Raw genomic sequence first — 13,908 nt, 5'->3', positions numbered from 1 at the left:
TCGTGTGTACTTTATACATGTTTTGTTTTGAGTTATACAGGCGGTTATTGTTTTAGAAGCTAAAAATTGATTATTTTCGCCGTTGAAATAAATGAAAAAATAATGGCAAAGAAAGAAAAGGTACAGGAGATGTTCAACGGGATTGCGCCCAAGTATGATTTGTTGAACCACTTGTTATCTATGGGGATTGATAAACGTTGGCGGAGAAAAGCGATGAAAGTGGTAGGAGCCGGGCGGAAAGAGCTGGTGTTGGATATCGCTTGCGGTACGGGTGATTTTTCTATCGAGGCATTGAAGCATGGCGTGAAGCGTGTGGTTGGGGCGGATATATCCGAGAATATGTTGGTTGTTGCCCGTGAGAAAGCGAAAAACAAGGGACTGGTAGACCAACTCGATTTCCAGTACGGGGATAGTGAGAATCTTTCGTTCGGGAATAATACTTTTGATGCCGTGACAGTGGCTTTCGGCGTACGTAACTTCGAGCACTTGGAGCAGGGGTTGACGGAAATGTGCCGGGTGTTGCGTCCCGGGGGAAAGGTGGTTATTTTAGAATTTTCCACGCCTGAAAGATTTCCTATGAAACAGCTATACAATTTTTATTTCAGAAATATACTGCCTTTCGTGGGAGGGATTATTTCCGGTAACCGGAAGGCTTACGAGTATTTGCCGGCTTCGGTATTCGCTTTCCCTCAAGGAGAGAAGTTCTTGGAAATCATGCGTCGTTCCGGTTATGCTAATGTTTCTCAGCAACGGTTGACGTTCGGAATCGCCAGTTTATATATCGGGGAGAAATGAAAAAAGCCTCCGAACGGAGGCTTTTTTCATTTCTTTACCACTCTACTTCATCCCGGTTGATCGGCATGGTCATGCATCTGGCACCTCCTCCTCCGCGGGGAAGTTCCGAACCTTCAATGGTAAGCATGTATTTGTTGTAGTTCTTTAAATCTACTTTATTGCTAATCACGTCACAAGCGCGGATAATCTCGAACCCGGCGTTGCTCATGGCTTCCACGGTATAATTGTTACGAGCGTAACCGATGACTTTACCCGGTGCCACGCAGAAGAAGTTTGCACCACTGTGCCATTGTTCTCTTTCCATGTTCCAAGTTTCGTCCTCGCCGCCACAATACACGGGCTCCAAGTCCATTCCCAGTTTTTTCAACGCATGTAACAAGGTTTTCTCCCTGCGGATACTGATTAATTTGCCGTGTTGAATCTTGATATGCACGGTCTGGTAGTTGCCCGGGCTCATAATCAGGGGCTCGTAAACCATACATTTGTCTTTATCCAAGAAGGTAAATACCATATCCAAGTGGATGAATGATTCCGGAGAATGGGGTAATTCCTGTACCAGAATATGTTGTACTTTATCTTCGTTCCGGTTGATGAAGTTATACATCAGTGCATCGATACCGCGAGTGGTGGTACGTGCCCCGTTACCGATTACTAAAATATCGTCACGAGCGATCAGAACGTCACCTCCCTCGATTGTTAATTTGCGGGTGGGGTCGTTTGTCGTGTTCAAATTAAGGGTGCGTGTTTTGAACCCGGGGGTGAAATCAAAAATAGACTGCATAATCACGGCTTCACGATCACGTACTGCATTTGCCATGCGGCCGATGAGTACCTCGTTGTACATGCTCATGGATGCATCGCGAGTGAAGAAGAAATTATGCAACGGACGCAGGTCATACCAATCTTTATTCAGGAATTTGGTCAACGTGTCCCGTTTCATTTCCACCCCTTCGATGAGTAAACGGGCTAAATCTTCTGCATCTTCATCCAATAATTTATCCTTGATCGAACCTTTGGGTGTTTCTTCCGCGATAAAAGGTTCTATTTTTTCGATGCGGTTGAGCACTTCCAACTTGATGGCATCGTCCTTTAAAATGTTCGTCAGCAAGTCTCTTACTTGATAAGTTTTCGTGATCTTACCCAAGACTTCACTGAGCTGTTTGTATTCTTTTCGTGCAATTGATAGATTTAAAATATCGCTGTAGAGCGCTCTCTCAGCGTTTTCAGGAGTCATGTTTTCTACCTCCTCGCCTGGTGTATGGAGGATAACTCCATTCAGTTTTCCGATTTCGGATTGAACATTTACCTCAACAATCTTAGACATAAATTGGTTTTTTTGATTACATGACAAAAATACGATATAATGAATGATAAACCTTATAAATCACCACTATAATTATGCAAAAGCTGAAAATAATTATGCACGGCGGGAGAAAAAAGGAGAAAGGGATACACTCGGTATCCCTTTCAATATCTCGAAGAGTTGTCCGGCCTCTCCGAGCTGGTTGCATTTTCAAATATTTTAAATGTATGAATACCTCTTTCTACTTGGCTTTTCGAAAGGAATCCGATACATGATATTTTCAAAACTAGGCTAAACACTCGTACGACGCAAAATTATAACATTTAATTTAGAAATACAAATAATATTCTACATAATCGCTTTGGGGAATTTCGTTTGCGAAATGGTGACTCTGCCGCCTGTATCGTGTCAGATTAATATTACTCTTTTCCCGGTAAAAAATCTTTTGTCAGCTATATTTTATATAAAAGAGCGAGGATGTGTCAAAACATCCTCTGCTACTCCCGGGAAAGACTCCCGTACGTTCTGGTTGCAATATAATTTGTTAGAATCGGAATCCGATTTTCAACATTGGGTTAGACAAAAAGTCGATACCGTGTCTGTCTGAAGATAGAAGTTTTAATCCGACTTGCGGGCGAATATTGTACACCGTGTAGTCGTATGCCAACGGGCGTATTTCGATTGAAATGAAAAATGCTTTCGAAACGAAATAATCGAAGCCGGTCACCCCGGCTACCCGGTAGCCGAATGCTTCCCCGACGGATTTACCCAAGTAAGATTCGTCGTCGGCTTTTGCCGTTTGGCGTCCGTAGGAAAACCCGAACTCACCCCCGTAGCGGAAAAATAACTTATTGTATTTGGTTTTCACGTAACGTTCAGCCCCGAGTACCACGGAATATTTCAAATTATCTTTCGAGGTTACGAATTTGTAATCCGGGACGTCCCCTTCTTCAAATTTTCCCTCGGTGCTACTGCCGGGAACGGCTTTGTACTCGGGGTTGTTTTTGAACGAGAATCCTCCCATCGCTTTCAATGCCCATTTCTCTGCAAACATCCATTTGAACTCGAAGTTCAAGGATAGCTGTTTGTCAAACCAGCTGGTTTGAGGTGCAGAGATATTGTAGCTGCTTAGATTCGGAGCCGGGGCTTCCATGCCGACAAAAGAACCCACGCCCAAGTTCAAGGAAACTGCCTTGTCTCCTTTCTTCGGGGTGACATCTTCTTGCTTCTCTTGTGCATTCGCCAGCAGAACCGAACCCGTCATGATGATGGCAATTGTCAATACTCTTTTTAACATATTAGAATAGTGTTTGTTTTCATCGGGCGATTAACGCCCGATGATGTGTTCGTCAGTATTTTTATTCGGCTTCTTCCAAAGAGTCGATAACTCCTTTCAAACGGTCAACTTCTGCTTGGTTATATACGATGATTTCTTGCAGGTTCTTGATTTCTTGTTCAAGTATTGCAATTTCATTCCTCAAGGTTTCATGACCATTATTAACGATTTCGTCTTTCTCAGCCTCTTCTGCTGCTTCGAATTCTTTGATTAGGGCTTGATTTTCCTCAATGGTTTCAGTGTATGTGGCGATATTTTCGTTACACTCTTTGATTTTAGCTTCGATACTTTCCTTGTACTCTGTCAGAGAACCATCATTGATTAACTCCTCGTATTCAGTGATTAAGGCATCGTAAACAGCTTTTTCACTCTCGATGTTCTCTCTTTCTTTCTTGATAGCCGAGTATTCAGAATCTTCTATTGCTTTTTCTGCATCTTCAACAGCTTTTACGGATGCTTCCAAAGTTTCTTCGGCAGTGGCAAAAGCTTTCTCTGCTTTTTCTTTATCAGCTAAGAAATCGGTAAGAGTTTTGTTGGCAGCCTCTAGTCTCTCTTTGAAATTAGCTTCAGCTTCTTCTGCGTTATTAGCGTTACTTTCCGCTATTGCGATCTTGTTTTGCAATTCACCGCCCTCTTTCACGGCTTCCATCGTGTCGTTGTAAGTCTTTTCGGCTTTTTCCATTGCAACCACTGCTTCAGCTAAAGTTTTTGCATTTTTCTCGATTTCTTTATTTAACTCTTCGATGCTATCTTTTGCTTCTTTGAGTGCGGCTTCGTTGTCGTCGTGCGCTTTTTTAGCGGCATCGTAAGTTATTTTTGTTTCAGCTGCCAGTTCCTCTGCGATTTTTAACTCTCTTTGGTATCCGGCGATTTCATCGGCACTTAATGACTCGTCTTTTAAAAGCTCGGTTAGCCGTTTTACTTCGGCGAGATGGTTGTCATACACGCCTTTTTCTGTTTCCATTTTTTCTTTCAATGCAGCTTGTTTCCCCTCGCAAACAGCTTTTTCCTCCGTTGCTTCAGCTAATTCTTTTGTCAATCTTTCTGCTTCCTTTTGAATAGGTTCAACAGCTTTTTCAGCATTTTCTTTGGTGGCGAATAATTCCGGAATACTGGTCTTTGCTTTTTCTAAAGCAACCTTTGCTTCTGCTAATGTTTTTGCCGTTTCGGCGGTTGCTTTTTCTAACTCTGCTTGTTTTTTCTCGATATTGGTAGTAACCCCGTATTCAAATTCCGGGAACTCGTTGATGATATCTTGTTTAGCTGAATTTAGACCATTTTCAGCATCCTCGTACGCTTGGGTTGCCTTTTCTAGCTCTTCTCCAGCTTTGTTTTTTGCATTGTTAGCGTTGCTTTGATTTTTTTTAGCTGCATCTAGCGCTGCAAGCAATTTGCTTTAGTCGGCTTGTAAGTCGATTAATTTTAAGGTTAAATCGCTGTATTTTTTATCCAACGCTTCTTTTTGGGCGTTTAATTCTTCAACTTTTTTAGATGCTTCGTCTTTAGTCACATCTGTGTTGTTTTCCATCCATGTTTCCAGTGCTGCTTTAGCCTCCTCGATATTTTTTTGTGCTGTGGCAATTTCTGTTTGCAGCCCTTTCACGTAGCCATCATAACCGCTGTTAATCGTTTTCTCTTTCGTGGCAATTTCCTGTTGTTTTTGGGAAACTTTAAGTTCTGCACCGCGCAACTTATTTAATGCTGAAGTGTATTGATTGTACACTTCAATAAGTCCCGAGTTTAATTTGCCATCGATGATAGCTTGGTTTAATTTGTTTTGGAATTCTTGTAATTTGTAGGCGGCTTTTGCCTCGGCTACTTGGTATTCCAGTTCGTTCAACCGTTGTTGGTATTCGAATTCCAAACGAGCTTGCTCCACTTCTTGGTTGATTCTCTCGATTTCTGCACGGATTTGTTCAGCCTCGGCTTCGGTCTTCGCGGCTTCAGCTTGGGCTTTCAATTTCTCTATTTCGATACGTGCAGCCTCGTTTTTGGCGTCATTTTCCGCTTTTAATTTCTCTGTTTCGGCTAAAATCTTTTGGGCTTCGCCTTGTGCTTTTATCATTTCGGCTTGAGCTTGCAACCATGCAGTTTTTGCCGTACGCATTTGTTCAACTGTTGCAGATTCTTTGTCGTCCACGCAAGAGAACATTACCATAGTTATTAAAACAACTAGTAAACCAATTTTTCTCATAACACTTTTTTTATTAAACATTGAATAATTCTATAGGTTTATTTATACAATAACAAGTGAATTGTTGTATTAACTTTACAAAAGTATGGTATAAAATTTACTTATGCAAGAATTGTGCAACATTTTTGTGATTATATAATACATATGGCGGTTCTTTTGTCTGTATAATTCTCGTATTTTTATTCCATGAAATTAGATATAGGAGAGATAATAAGGCAAGAATTTGAGAAGAGTGGTTTGAGTATCAGTCAATTCGCTCGGATGATTAATAAGGAGAGGACAGTTGTGTACAATCTTTTCAAGCGTCAATCAATTGATACACATCTGTTGTATCAAATTTGCATGGTGTTGAATGTCGATCTGTTTCGCGTATTTTCGGAGTGTTTAGGAGAGGAGAATAAAGTTATTGGTGCAGACCGTGTGAATGAGTTACAAACGACTTCTTCCAAACGGAAAGTCATGTTGGAAGTGGAATTGGATGATATGGAATATGACCGAATCATGCAAAAAATGTTTGAAAAAAAGAAAGATTTAAGTCGTTGATTTTTCATGTAGAATTCCCGTGTTCACGGTATGATCAATAACTTTATTATTATTGGTCATGATAATACTGTATATTGGTATATGCTTATTTCAAAAATGCAAGATAAACTCTTGTCAAAAAATTTTTACAGTTTTTCTTCCTTGTTCGAGGTGAATTTCTGTCCAATTCAGTTATCGGGCTAGAATAGACTATAGTTATACCATGTATTTTGCTATTATTAAATTTTATTTAAATTCAATTTAAATTCTATTATTTTGCCTTTGTAATAGGGGATGAATGGGAGTTGAATGGGAATTGAATAGGAGTTGGTATTAATCAAGTATAAGTTGCGTATGTCAAATATATTTATTATTTAACTTATTTTGACTTAAACACGAGAGAAATTTGGTTCTCTCGTGTCCACTATTTTAGTTTGGCGTGTTTTTCAGATATCCAGTTTGACAACCGTGATTCCTGAGCCTCCCATTTGCACATGTGCGTCCCCGCAATGACCGACGACGGGATTCGTTCTCAAGTAATCCCTGATAATCTGCCGAAGGGCACCGGTACCCGTCCCGTGCAGGATACGCAAGTCTTTCATGTTCAGCATGACAGCCGAGTCTATAAATTCGGCTACTTTCATGAGAGCCTCGTCCCCCCGCAACCCGCGGACGTCAATTTCCGGCTTGAAGTCCATGCGTTTCTGGCTGATGTTTTCCAGATAGGACGAGGTGCTTTGCCGCGGCTTGCTTTGTGCTATTTTTTTTGCCACGCTGTTGGATACTTTTGTTAGACGTTCCGTTTTCACGGTTGTCATCAGTCCGCCTAGGGCAATCACGGCGCTTTTATCATTGATTTCGATAATTTCGCCGATAGCTTTATTGTCAAGTTGCACGAGATCTCCTTTATTGAGCGCGAGTGTTTTTCGGGTTTCTTGTTCCGGCGTGGCGGTTTGCGGTTGTTTTCCCCGTTCTTGACGTTTCTTTTCCCGGTTCTTCAGTTTCTCGATCTTCTTTTGAAGACGTTCTTCTTCGCCTTGTTCTTCCGCGAGTAGGCGTTGTTTTTCTTCTTCAAAGGCTGCCTTTGCCAATTTCGTTTGCTCTTTTTCTGCTTGGCTTTCCTTGATTTCCCGGATGGTTCTCTCTATCGTGCTGTTTGCACCGGATATGATTTCCTTTGCTTTTTCCTGCGCTTCCTTGATGATCTCTTTTCTTAATTTGGAAGCATCATCCAGTTCTTTCTTGTAACGTTCCAGCACTTCTTCAAGGCGTTTTTCGTTGTCGTGAATGCGTTTCCGTTTTTCTTCCCAGTACCGTTTGTCCCGTAGGATTTCTTTCAAGTGCTTGTCGAAGTTGACCCTGTCTTCCCCGATTTTGCCGGCGGCATCGTCGAGAATCTCCTTCGGGAGCCCTATTTTCTTGGCTATCTCGAACGCGAAAGAGGAACCCGGTTTGCCGATTTCCAATTGGAACAAGGGAAGCATCCGGTGGGAATCGTATAACATGGCACCGTTCACGATGCCCGGGGCAGAGGAGGCAAAGTGCTTCAAGTTAGTATAGTGGGTAGTGATAACTCCTTTCACTTGGTTCTGGTTCAAAGCGTTCAGTATTGCTTCTGCAATGGCTCCTCCCAGCATGGGTTCCGTGCCCGTTCCGAACTCGTCGATTAGGATTAATGTATCGTCTGACGCGTAACGCACGAAATTTTTCATGTTCACCAGATGGGAACTATATGTACTCAAATCGTTTTCGAGTGATTGTTCGTCACCCATGTCAATAAGTATCTTGCGGAATATCCCGAATTTACTCGATTCTTCCACGGGTACGGGAATGCCGCATTGGAACATGTACTGCAAGAGTCCGGCGGTTTGCAAGCAAACGGATTTACCCCCGGCGTTAGGGCCGGAGATTAGGACGATACGTTGTTCCTCGTTGATCTCGATATCCAGAGGTATGACTTCCTTGCCGTTGGCTTTTAAACTAAGGTATAACAGGGGATGTTTTGCCTTGTACCATAACATCTCGGGACGATTCTCGAAGACGGGTACGATAGCGTTTACCCGAATGGCGAAAAGAGCTTTCGAGCGAACGAAGTCCACGAAAGCCATGAAATCGTATGCCGGGATCAAGTCGTCGATATAGGGACGTATGTCATCCGCGAACTGGCGGAGGATACGGGTGATTTCCCGTTTTTCTTCTAATTGCAACTCCCGGATCTCGTTGTTGGTTTCGATGATTTCCGTGGGTTCGATATATGATGTTTTTCCGGTTGTCGATTCGTCATGCACGATACCGTTTATTTTTCGTTTGTAGGCGGCGGGAACGGGAATAACCATTCTGCCGTCACGGATGGATATGTTCGTGTCTTTGTCCGCCCAGCCCTCTTCCTGTGCTTTCTGCAATAAGGCTTGCATGCGGCGGGATATTCCGGATTGTTTTTTGGTGATACTATGCCGGATATTCGCGAGAGCGGGGGAGGCGGAGTCTTTTATCGTGCCGAATTTGGAAACGATGGAATCCAGACGCTGCAATATATACGGGAATACACGTATGTCCCCGGCACGAGCGACCAGTGAAGGGTATTGTTCCTGTTTGTTGTTGAAAAAACGGGTAATGGCGTTCAATGATTCCAGCGAGTTTTTTAGTATTACCAGTTCGTTTACTTCCAGAAATAGCCCTTCGACTCTTACGCGAGCGAGAAAAGGACGGGCATCGTGATAATAAGATACCGGGAAATTCTCTTCTTCCTGACAGATGCGTGTAAATTCCGCTGTTTCGGAGAGTGAGGTGCGAATCCAGTCCGCGTTGGATGAAAACGTGATATTGTCTACCAGCTCACGTCCCATGTCACTCAGGCTGTTGTTGCTGATAAGTTGTCTTATTTTGTCGAATTTTATTTTTGTCTCGAAATTTTCAGGATAAACCATACTAATTGAAAATTGAAAATGCAAAATTGAAAATGATTAATAAACAAGGGAGAAGTTGAAGCTCTCGCCTTGACTGGTTTGGATTACAAGTCGATCGGCGGGAGAGAACGCGGTGTTCTCGTTTCCGGTGTAGCGGATGATGAGGTTGCCGATCATTCCTTTCTCCATGGTGAAGGGGGTGTAATCTACTTCTAGGTAGTCGGGTTTGACGATGGATGTAATGGATATATTTTTTTTGCCGGTATTGATCATATTCACGATTTGTTGTTTTGTTTTTAATTGGTTTATGGAGATGGTATCCGTGTTGACGCGTAACTCTCCCGCTGTGAAGGGATATTCTTTATCTATGTCCGCGGGTTTGCCCACGACTTCTCCGTTTAATTTTAAGACAAGATTGGGCGGGGTGCCATTGGTGTACACGATAATTTTCTTGGAGAAGGTACCGGGGCGGTCTTTCGGGTTGAAGACCACGGAGATGGTTCCGCTGTCCTGTGGCAGGATCGGACGGCGGTTCCATTTTGGAACAGTACATCCACAAGTCGTTTCCACGTATTTTATTAGTAACGGTGCTTTGCCCTTGTTCACGAATTTGAAGTTATACGTGATTTTCCCTCCGGTTTCCTGTACCAGACCCGCATCGATCGTGTTTTTCTCGAACGCAATCTTGGCTTTCTGCCCGAACGCGAGAGCCGGAATGAATAGCATGATGAAGTATATTAGTGTTTTCCCTTTTCTGATCATGTCGTTGTAATTTTGAGTACAAAAATACAAAAAGGGATGGAAAAGATTGTTTGATGTCGGAATAAAGTATATCTTTGCGGCGTTAAAATAATTTTTAAATTTAAAGAACTGAACATCATGTATTTGACATCAGAAAAGAAAGAAGAACTTTTTTCACAGTACGGGAAGTCTAATAAAGATACCGGCTCTGTTGAGTCACAAGTAGCTTTATTTTCCTACCGTATCGCTCATTTGACCGAGCATTTAAAGAAAAACCACAAAGATTTCGCTACTCAAAGATCTTTGATTAAACTGGTTGGAAAACGTAGAGCGTTGCTTGATTACATGAAGAAGAAAGATATCGAGAGATATCGTGCTATCGTGAAAGCATTGAATTTACGTAAGTAATTACATACCGGACGATCCGGATTGCCCGGATCGTCTTTTTATTAAAATCCTCCCCTCCTCCTCCTTTTATCTTAAAGAATTCCGTTAAAATGTTTTATATTTTAACAGTATTATTATTTCTATGAATGTAATTGAAAAAAGCATTACCCTGAAAGATGGTAGGGTAATTACGCTAGAGACCGGAAAGCTCGCCAAACAAGCCGATGGGGCTGTTATGTTGAAGATGGGCAATACGATGCTTCTGGCTACGGTTGTTTCTGCACAGGATGCAGGTCCGGACGTGGACTTTATGCCTTTGTCCGTGGATTATAAAGAAAAGTTCGCTTCTTTGGGACGTTTCCCCGGGGGATTCACTCGCAGGGAGGGAAGAACTTCCGATTACGAGATTCTGGTATCCCGTTTGATAGACCGCGCGTTGCGTCCCTTGTTCCCGGATGATTACCATGCCGAGACTTTCGTGCAGGTAACATTGTATTCGGGCGATGCCGAGACGATGCCGGATTGTTTGGCAGGGTTGGCTGCATCTGCCGCTATCGCCGTGAGTGATATTCCTTTCCACGGACCGATTTCCGAAGTTCGTGTAGCTCGTGTGGATGGCGAGTTGGTGATCAACCCGACCAGAAGCCAATTGGCGACGGCTGATTTGGATATTATGGTTGCCGCTACTTACGAGAATATCATGATGGTGGAGGGTGAGATGAACGAGGTGTCCGAGAAAGAGATGCTGGAGGCTATTATCTTCGCTCACGAGGCTATAAAAGATCATTGTCGGGTGCAAGAGGAATTGGCAGCAGCTGTCGGTAAAGAGAAGCGGGTTTACAGTCATGAAGTGAATGACGAGGAACTTCGTAAAGATATTTGGGCTAAATGCTATGACAAGGCTTACGCTATGGCCCGCCAGTGCAACGCGGATAAACATTTGCGCGAGAGATTGTTCACTCAGGTGAAAGATGAGTATTTGGAATCTCTTCCGGAAGAGGAGAGAGAGGCGAAGAAGATGCTTGTCGGTCGTTATTATCATGACGTGGAGAAAGAAGCTGTACGTAGAATGATTTTGGACGAGGGTTTGCGTCTGGACGGTCGTACTACCGATCAGATTCGCCCTATCTGGTGTGAGGCAGGTCCTCTACCCGGACCTCACGGATCGTCTGTCTTTACCCGCGGTGAAACACAGGCATTGGCTACCGTTACTCTGGGAACCAAACTCGATGAAAAGATTATTGATGAAGCCACGGAACAAGGAAAAGAAAAATTCTTGTTGCACTATAATTTCCCGCCGTTCTCTACAGGTGAGGCAAAGCCTTCCCGCGGTGTGGGACGTCGTGAAATAGGTCATGGAAATTTGGCTCACCGCGCGTTGAAGCGTATGTTGCCGGATGGTTATCCTTACTCCGTGCGTATCGTTTCGGATATTTTGGAATCTAACGGTTCGTCTTCCATGGCTACCGTGTGTGCCGGGACATTGGCATTGATGGATGCCGGTATTCCAATCAAGAAACCGGTAACGGGTATCGCGATGGGATTGATTACCGATAATGAAAAATATGCCGTGTTGTCGGATATCTTGGGTGACGAGGATCACTTGGGGGATATGGACTTCAAGGTAACCGGAACCGTGGATGGAATCACCGCTACCCAGATGGATATCAAGGTTGACGGACTTCCTTACGAGATTCTGGAGAAAGCTTTGGAGCAGGCAAAACAGGGACGTTTGCATATCATGAATATTATCAAAGAAACCTTACCTGAGCCTCGTCCGGAGTTGAAACCGCATGCTCCGCGTATGGTGACTCTCACGGTGGATAAAGACCAGATCGGTGCTATCATTGGTCCCGGTGGAAAGATTATTCAAGATATTCAAGAGAAATCTGGTGCCGTTATCGTTATCGAAGAAGTGGGTAATCAAGGTATCGTGGATATTTCTGCCAGCAACGCCGAGGCTATCGAGATCGCGGTTGCCCGTATCAAAGCTATCGCTAGCAAGCCGGAGATCGGGGAAGTTTATGAAGGTGTCGTGAAAACGATCACTGCATTCGGTGCTTTCGTTGAATTTATGCCCGGTAAAGACGGATTGCTGCACGTTTCTGAAATCGATCACAAACGTATTGAAAAAGTGGAAGATGCCTTGAAAGAAGGTGATAAAGTTCGCGTGAAATTGATCGATATAGATCCTAAAACCGGTAAGTTCAAACTTTCCCGGAAAGTGTTGCTTCCGAAACCCGAAGGGATGGAGCAACAAAACGATCGTCCCCGTGGTGATCGTCAGGATCGCGGAGATCGTCAAGACCGCGGCCCAAGACAGGATAGAGGTCCTCGCCATGACAGAGGTCCGAGACCGGAAAGAAGAGATAGAGAATAGATAGAAAGGGGCGTTAAGCCCCTTTCGTTTTTTATATAATTCCCTTCAACTCTAAGTTGAAAATAGATTTTGATTTATATTATTTTTTCTTTAATTTTGTGAGAGGACAGTAATAACGGAAATGGAAGATGTAAATTGACTGGTATTATGAAACAATGTGTACCGATAATGATGTTCATTTTATCAATTAATTTAATTTGGAAATGTACAAGTATTCCTGATAATATTGAATATGAAAGTGAGCAAAAAGTGGCTCCCTTACAAGGGCGTGCCAATATATTGGCTCCAGCTGGAGGTAATTTTCGAGATTCATTCGAAATGGCATTTGAAGGCATACAAATAAAATTTAATTTAGAAGTAACTTTTCAGATCAAGATATATGAAAGTTTAATGGTACAAGAATTTCCGGTAGTTGTTTATAGACAAAACTCTTTGGTAAGAATATTTGTAAAGAAAGAAGAAATTCGCAAATATAGTTGGAATGGATATTGTCTAATTGCATTACATGAATGGTATCATTTAGTACTGGCCAAAAAAGGTACAAATGAGGATGAACATAAACAAATGCTAGAAGATCCATTGTATCATCGATGGATACAGGAAGTTTTTGGATGTGATGAATATTTGGCTAAATACTTTGTTTATATAGGATTAGAGGATTCTGATATGTATAAAGCATTACATGAAAGCGAGAAAAAGCTAATAGAATGGATTAAAAAGGATTATAACATAATGAAATAGAAACTATGATTAAGTTACTTACTTTTATTACGATTTTCTTTGGATCTCCTGTGCAAGATTCAATATGTAATGATTCGTGCCAAATTCCAATTTGTTTATGGGAATATGTTAAGGAAACGAGAGATAATGTGAAATCTCCAGATGTAAATGATATTTTTCTTCTTATAGCCCCTAAAACAAAAGAAAAGGGAATTTATCGTGTTGCATGGTTCGATACAATACAAATGAACACTCCCATGATTTCTTATTACATAGAAGTGAATGATTATCATTTCGTATTCAACCATTCTAATTTTAAGGAGGAAAGAATGTGTAGTAATAGTCAAAAAGAAAAGATAATACCTATCCCCACGCAAGTAATTTGTACATTACCTAAAATATTTTTATCTAAAGTAAGTGTTATCGATTTGAATGAATGGCATGCGAAGATGAAAAATAAGACGGAAATAGAGCTATTTCGCGAAAAATTTTGGAAGGAGAAGTGTGTATGGATTATTGATTGTACCCTTATGAAAGAAGGAGCAATTACATTAATAGAAACAACTTTTGCGGATGTTGTCATCTAATTTGACGAGAAAAGTTTGTGCTTATGGACTTTTGACT

12 protein-coding genes are annotated in these 13,908 nt (G+C 42.2%); 6 read left to right on the top strand and 6 right to left on the bottom strand.

The window, feature by feature from the left end; all coding sequences use genetic code 11:
• The first annotated feature begins 102 nt into the window (after positions 1-102).
• Positions 103-795 carry a bifunctional demethylmenaquinone methyltransferase/2-methoxy-6-polyprenyl-1,4-benzoquinol methylase UbiE gene (gene ubiE, locus ACK8P8_RS10185; RefSeq protein ID WP_369858870.1) on the top strand — a complete coding sequence of 231 codons (693 nt, stop codon included), beginning with the start codon at positions 103-105 and terminating at the stop codon, positions 793-795.
• Positions 796-829: 34 nt separating this feature from the next.
• Here ubiE and ACK8P8_RS10180 read toward each other — a convergent pair whose 3' ends face one another.
• The 4 genes from ACK8P8_RS10180 to ACK8P8_RS10165 all read right to left on the bottom strand — a co-directional run bounded on the left by ACK8P8_RS10180 (position 830) and on the right by ACK8P8_RS10165 (position 5,628).
• A complete protein-coding gene (locus tag ACK8P8_RS10180) occupies positions 830-2,119 on the bottom strand; it encodes an arginine deiminase (RefSeq protein WP_099293750.1) in 1,290 nt (429 codons plus the stop codon).
• Positions 2,120-2,642: 523 nt separating this feature from the next.
• On the bottom strand, positions 2,643-3,395 hold the full coding sequence (locus tag ACK8P8_RS10175) for a BT1926 family outer membrane beta-barrel protein (RefSeq protein ID WP_099293748.1): 753 nt from the start codon (positions 3,393-3,395) through the stop codon (positions 2,643-2,645).
• Positions 3,396-3,456: 61 nt separating this feature from the next.
• On the bottom strand, positions 3,457-4,824 hold the full coding sequence (locus ACK8P8_RS10170; protein ID WP_410025829.1) for a coiled-coil domain-containing protein: 1,368 nt from the start codon (positions 4,822-4,824) through the stop codon (positions 3,457-3,459).
• Positions 4,825-4,830: 6 nt separating this feature from the next.
• The gene (locus ACK8P8_RS10165; RefSeq protein WP_410025827.1) at positions 4,831-5,628 is read right to left on the bottom strand and encodes a hypothetical protein; all 798 of its coding nucleotides are present in this window, start codon (positions 5,626-5,628) and stop codon (positions 4,831-4,833) included.
• A 186-nt stretch (positions 5,629-5,814) separates the two neighbouring features.
• Here ACK8P8_RS10165 and ACK8P8_RS10160 point away from each other — a divergent pair, with 186 nt between their 5' ends.
• The gene (locus ACK8P8_RS10160; protein ID WP_176555135.1) at positions 5,815-6,171 is read left to right on the top strand and encodes a helix-turn-helix domain-containing protein; all 357 of its coding nucleotides are present in this window, start codon (positions 5,815-5,817) and stop codon (positions 6,169-6,171) included.
• A 425-nt stretch (positions 6,172-6,596) separates the two neighbouring features.
• On the opposite strand, the gene ACK8P8_RS10155 is transcribed toward ACK8P8_RS10160, so the two are convergent.
• Both ACK8P8_RS10155 and ACK8P8_RS10150 read right to left on the bottom strand, forming a co-directional pair.
• Positions 6,597-9,077 (bottom strand): endonuclease MutS2, encoded by a 2,481-nt coding sequence (locus tag ACK8P8_RS10155; protein ID WP_369858868.1) that lies wholly within the window; start codon positions 9,075-9,077, stop codon positions 6,597-6,599.
• A gap of 36 nt (positions 9,078-9,113) precedes the next feature.
• A complete protein-coding gene (locus tag ACK8P8_RS10150; protein ID WP_303178716.1) occupies positions 9,114-9,818 on the bottom strand; it encodes a DUF1573 domain-containing protein in 705 nt (234 codons plus the stop codon).
• A gap of 117 nt (positions 9,819-9,935) precedes the next feature.
• On the opposite strand from ACK8P8_RS10150, the gene rpsO reads away from it, so the two are divergent.
• The 4 genes from rpsO to ACK8P8_RS10130 all read left to right on the top strand — a co-directional run bounded on the left by rpsO (position 9,936) and on the right by ACK8P8_RS10130 (position 13,871).
• Complete coding sequence (rpsO, locus tag ACK8P8_RS10145; protein ID WP_099293740.1) at positions 9,936-10,205, top strand: 30S ribosomal protein S15; 270 nt, start codon at positions 9,936-9,938, stop codon at positions 10,203-10,205.
• Between the two features lie 121 nt (positions 10,206-10,326).
• Positions 10,327-12,564 (top strand): polyribonucleotide nucleotidyltransferase, encoded by a 2,238-nt coding sequence (gene pnp / locus ACK8P8_RS10140; RefSeq protein WP_369858867.1) that lies wholly within the window; start codon positions 10,327-10,329, stop codon positions 12,562-12,564.
• A 147-nt stretch (positions 12,565-12,711) separates the two neighbouring features.
• Positions 12,712-13,305, top strand: a complete 594-nt coding sequence (locus ACK8P8_RS10135) for a hypothetical protein (RefSeq protein WP_303178721.1) — start codon at positions 12,712-12,714, stop codon at positions 13,303-13,305.
• Positions 13,306-13,310: 5 nt separating this feature from the next.
• Complete coding sequence (locus tag ACK8P8_RS10130; protein WP_303178722.1) at positions 13,311-13,871, top strand: hypothetical protein; 561 nt, start codon at positions 13,311-13,313, stop codon at positions 13,869-13,871.
• Positions 13,872-13,908 lie beyond the last annotated feature (37 nt).

It is taken from the genome of Butyricimonas muris (genome assembly GCF_046365375.1).
Taxonomy (GTDB): domain Bacteria; phylum Bacteroidota; class Bacteroidia; order Bacteroidales; family Marinifilaceae; genus Butyricimonas; species Butyricimonas muris.
The sequence above is the reverse complement of the archived record's forward strand: the minus strand, read 5'-3'. Positions and strand labels throughout refer to the sequence as shown.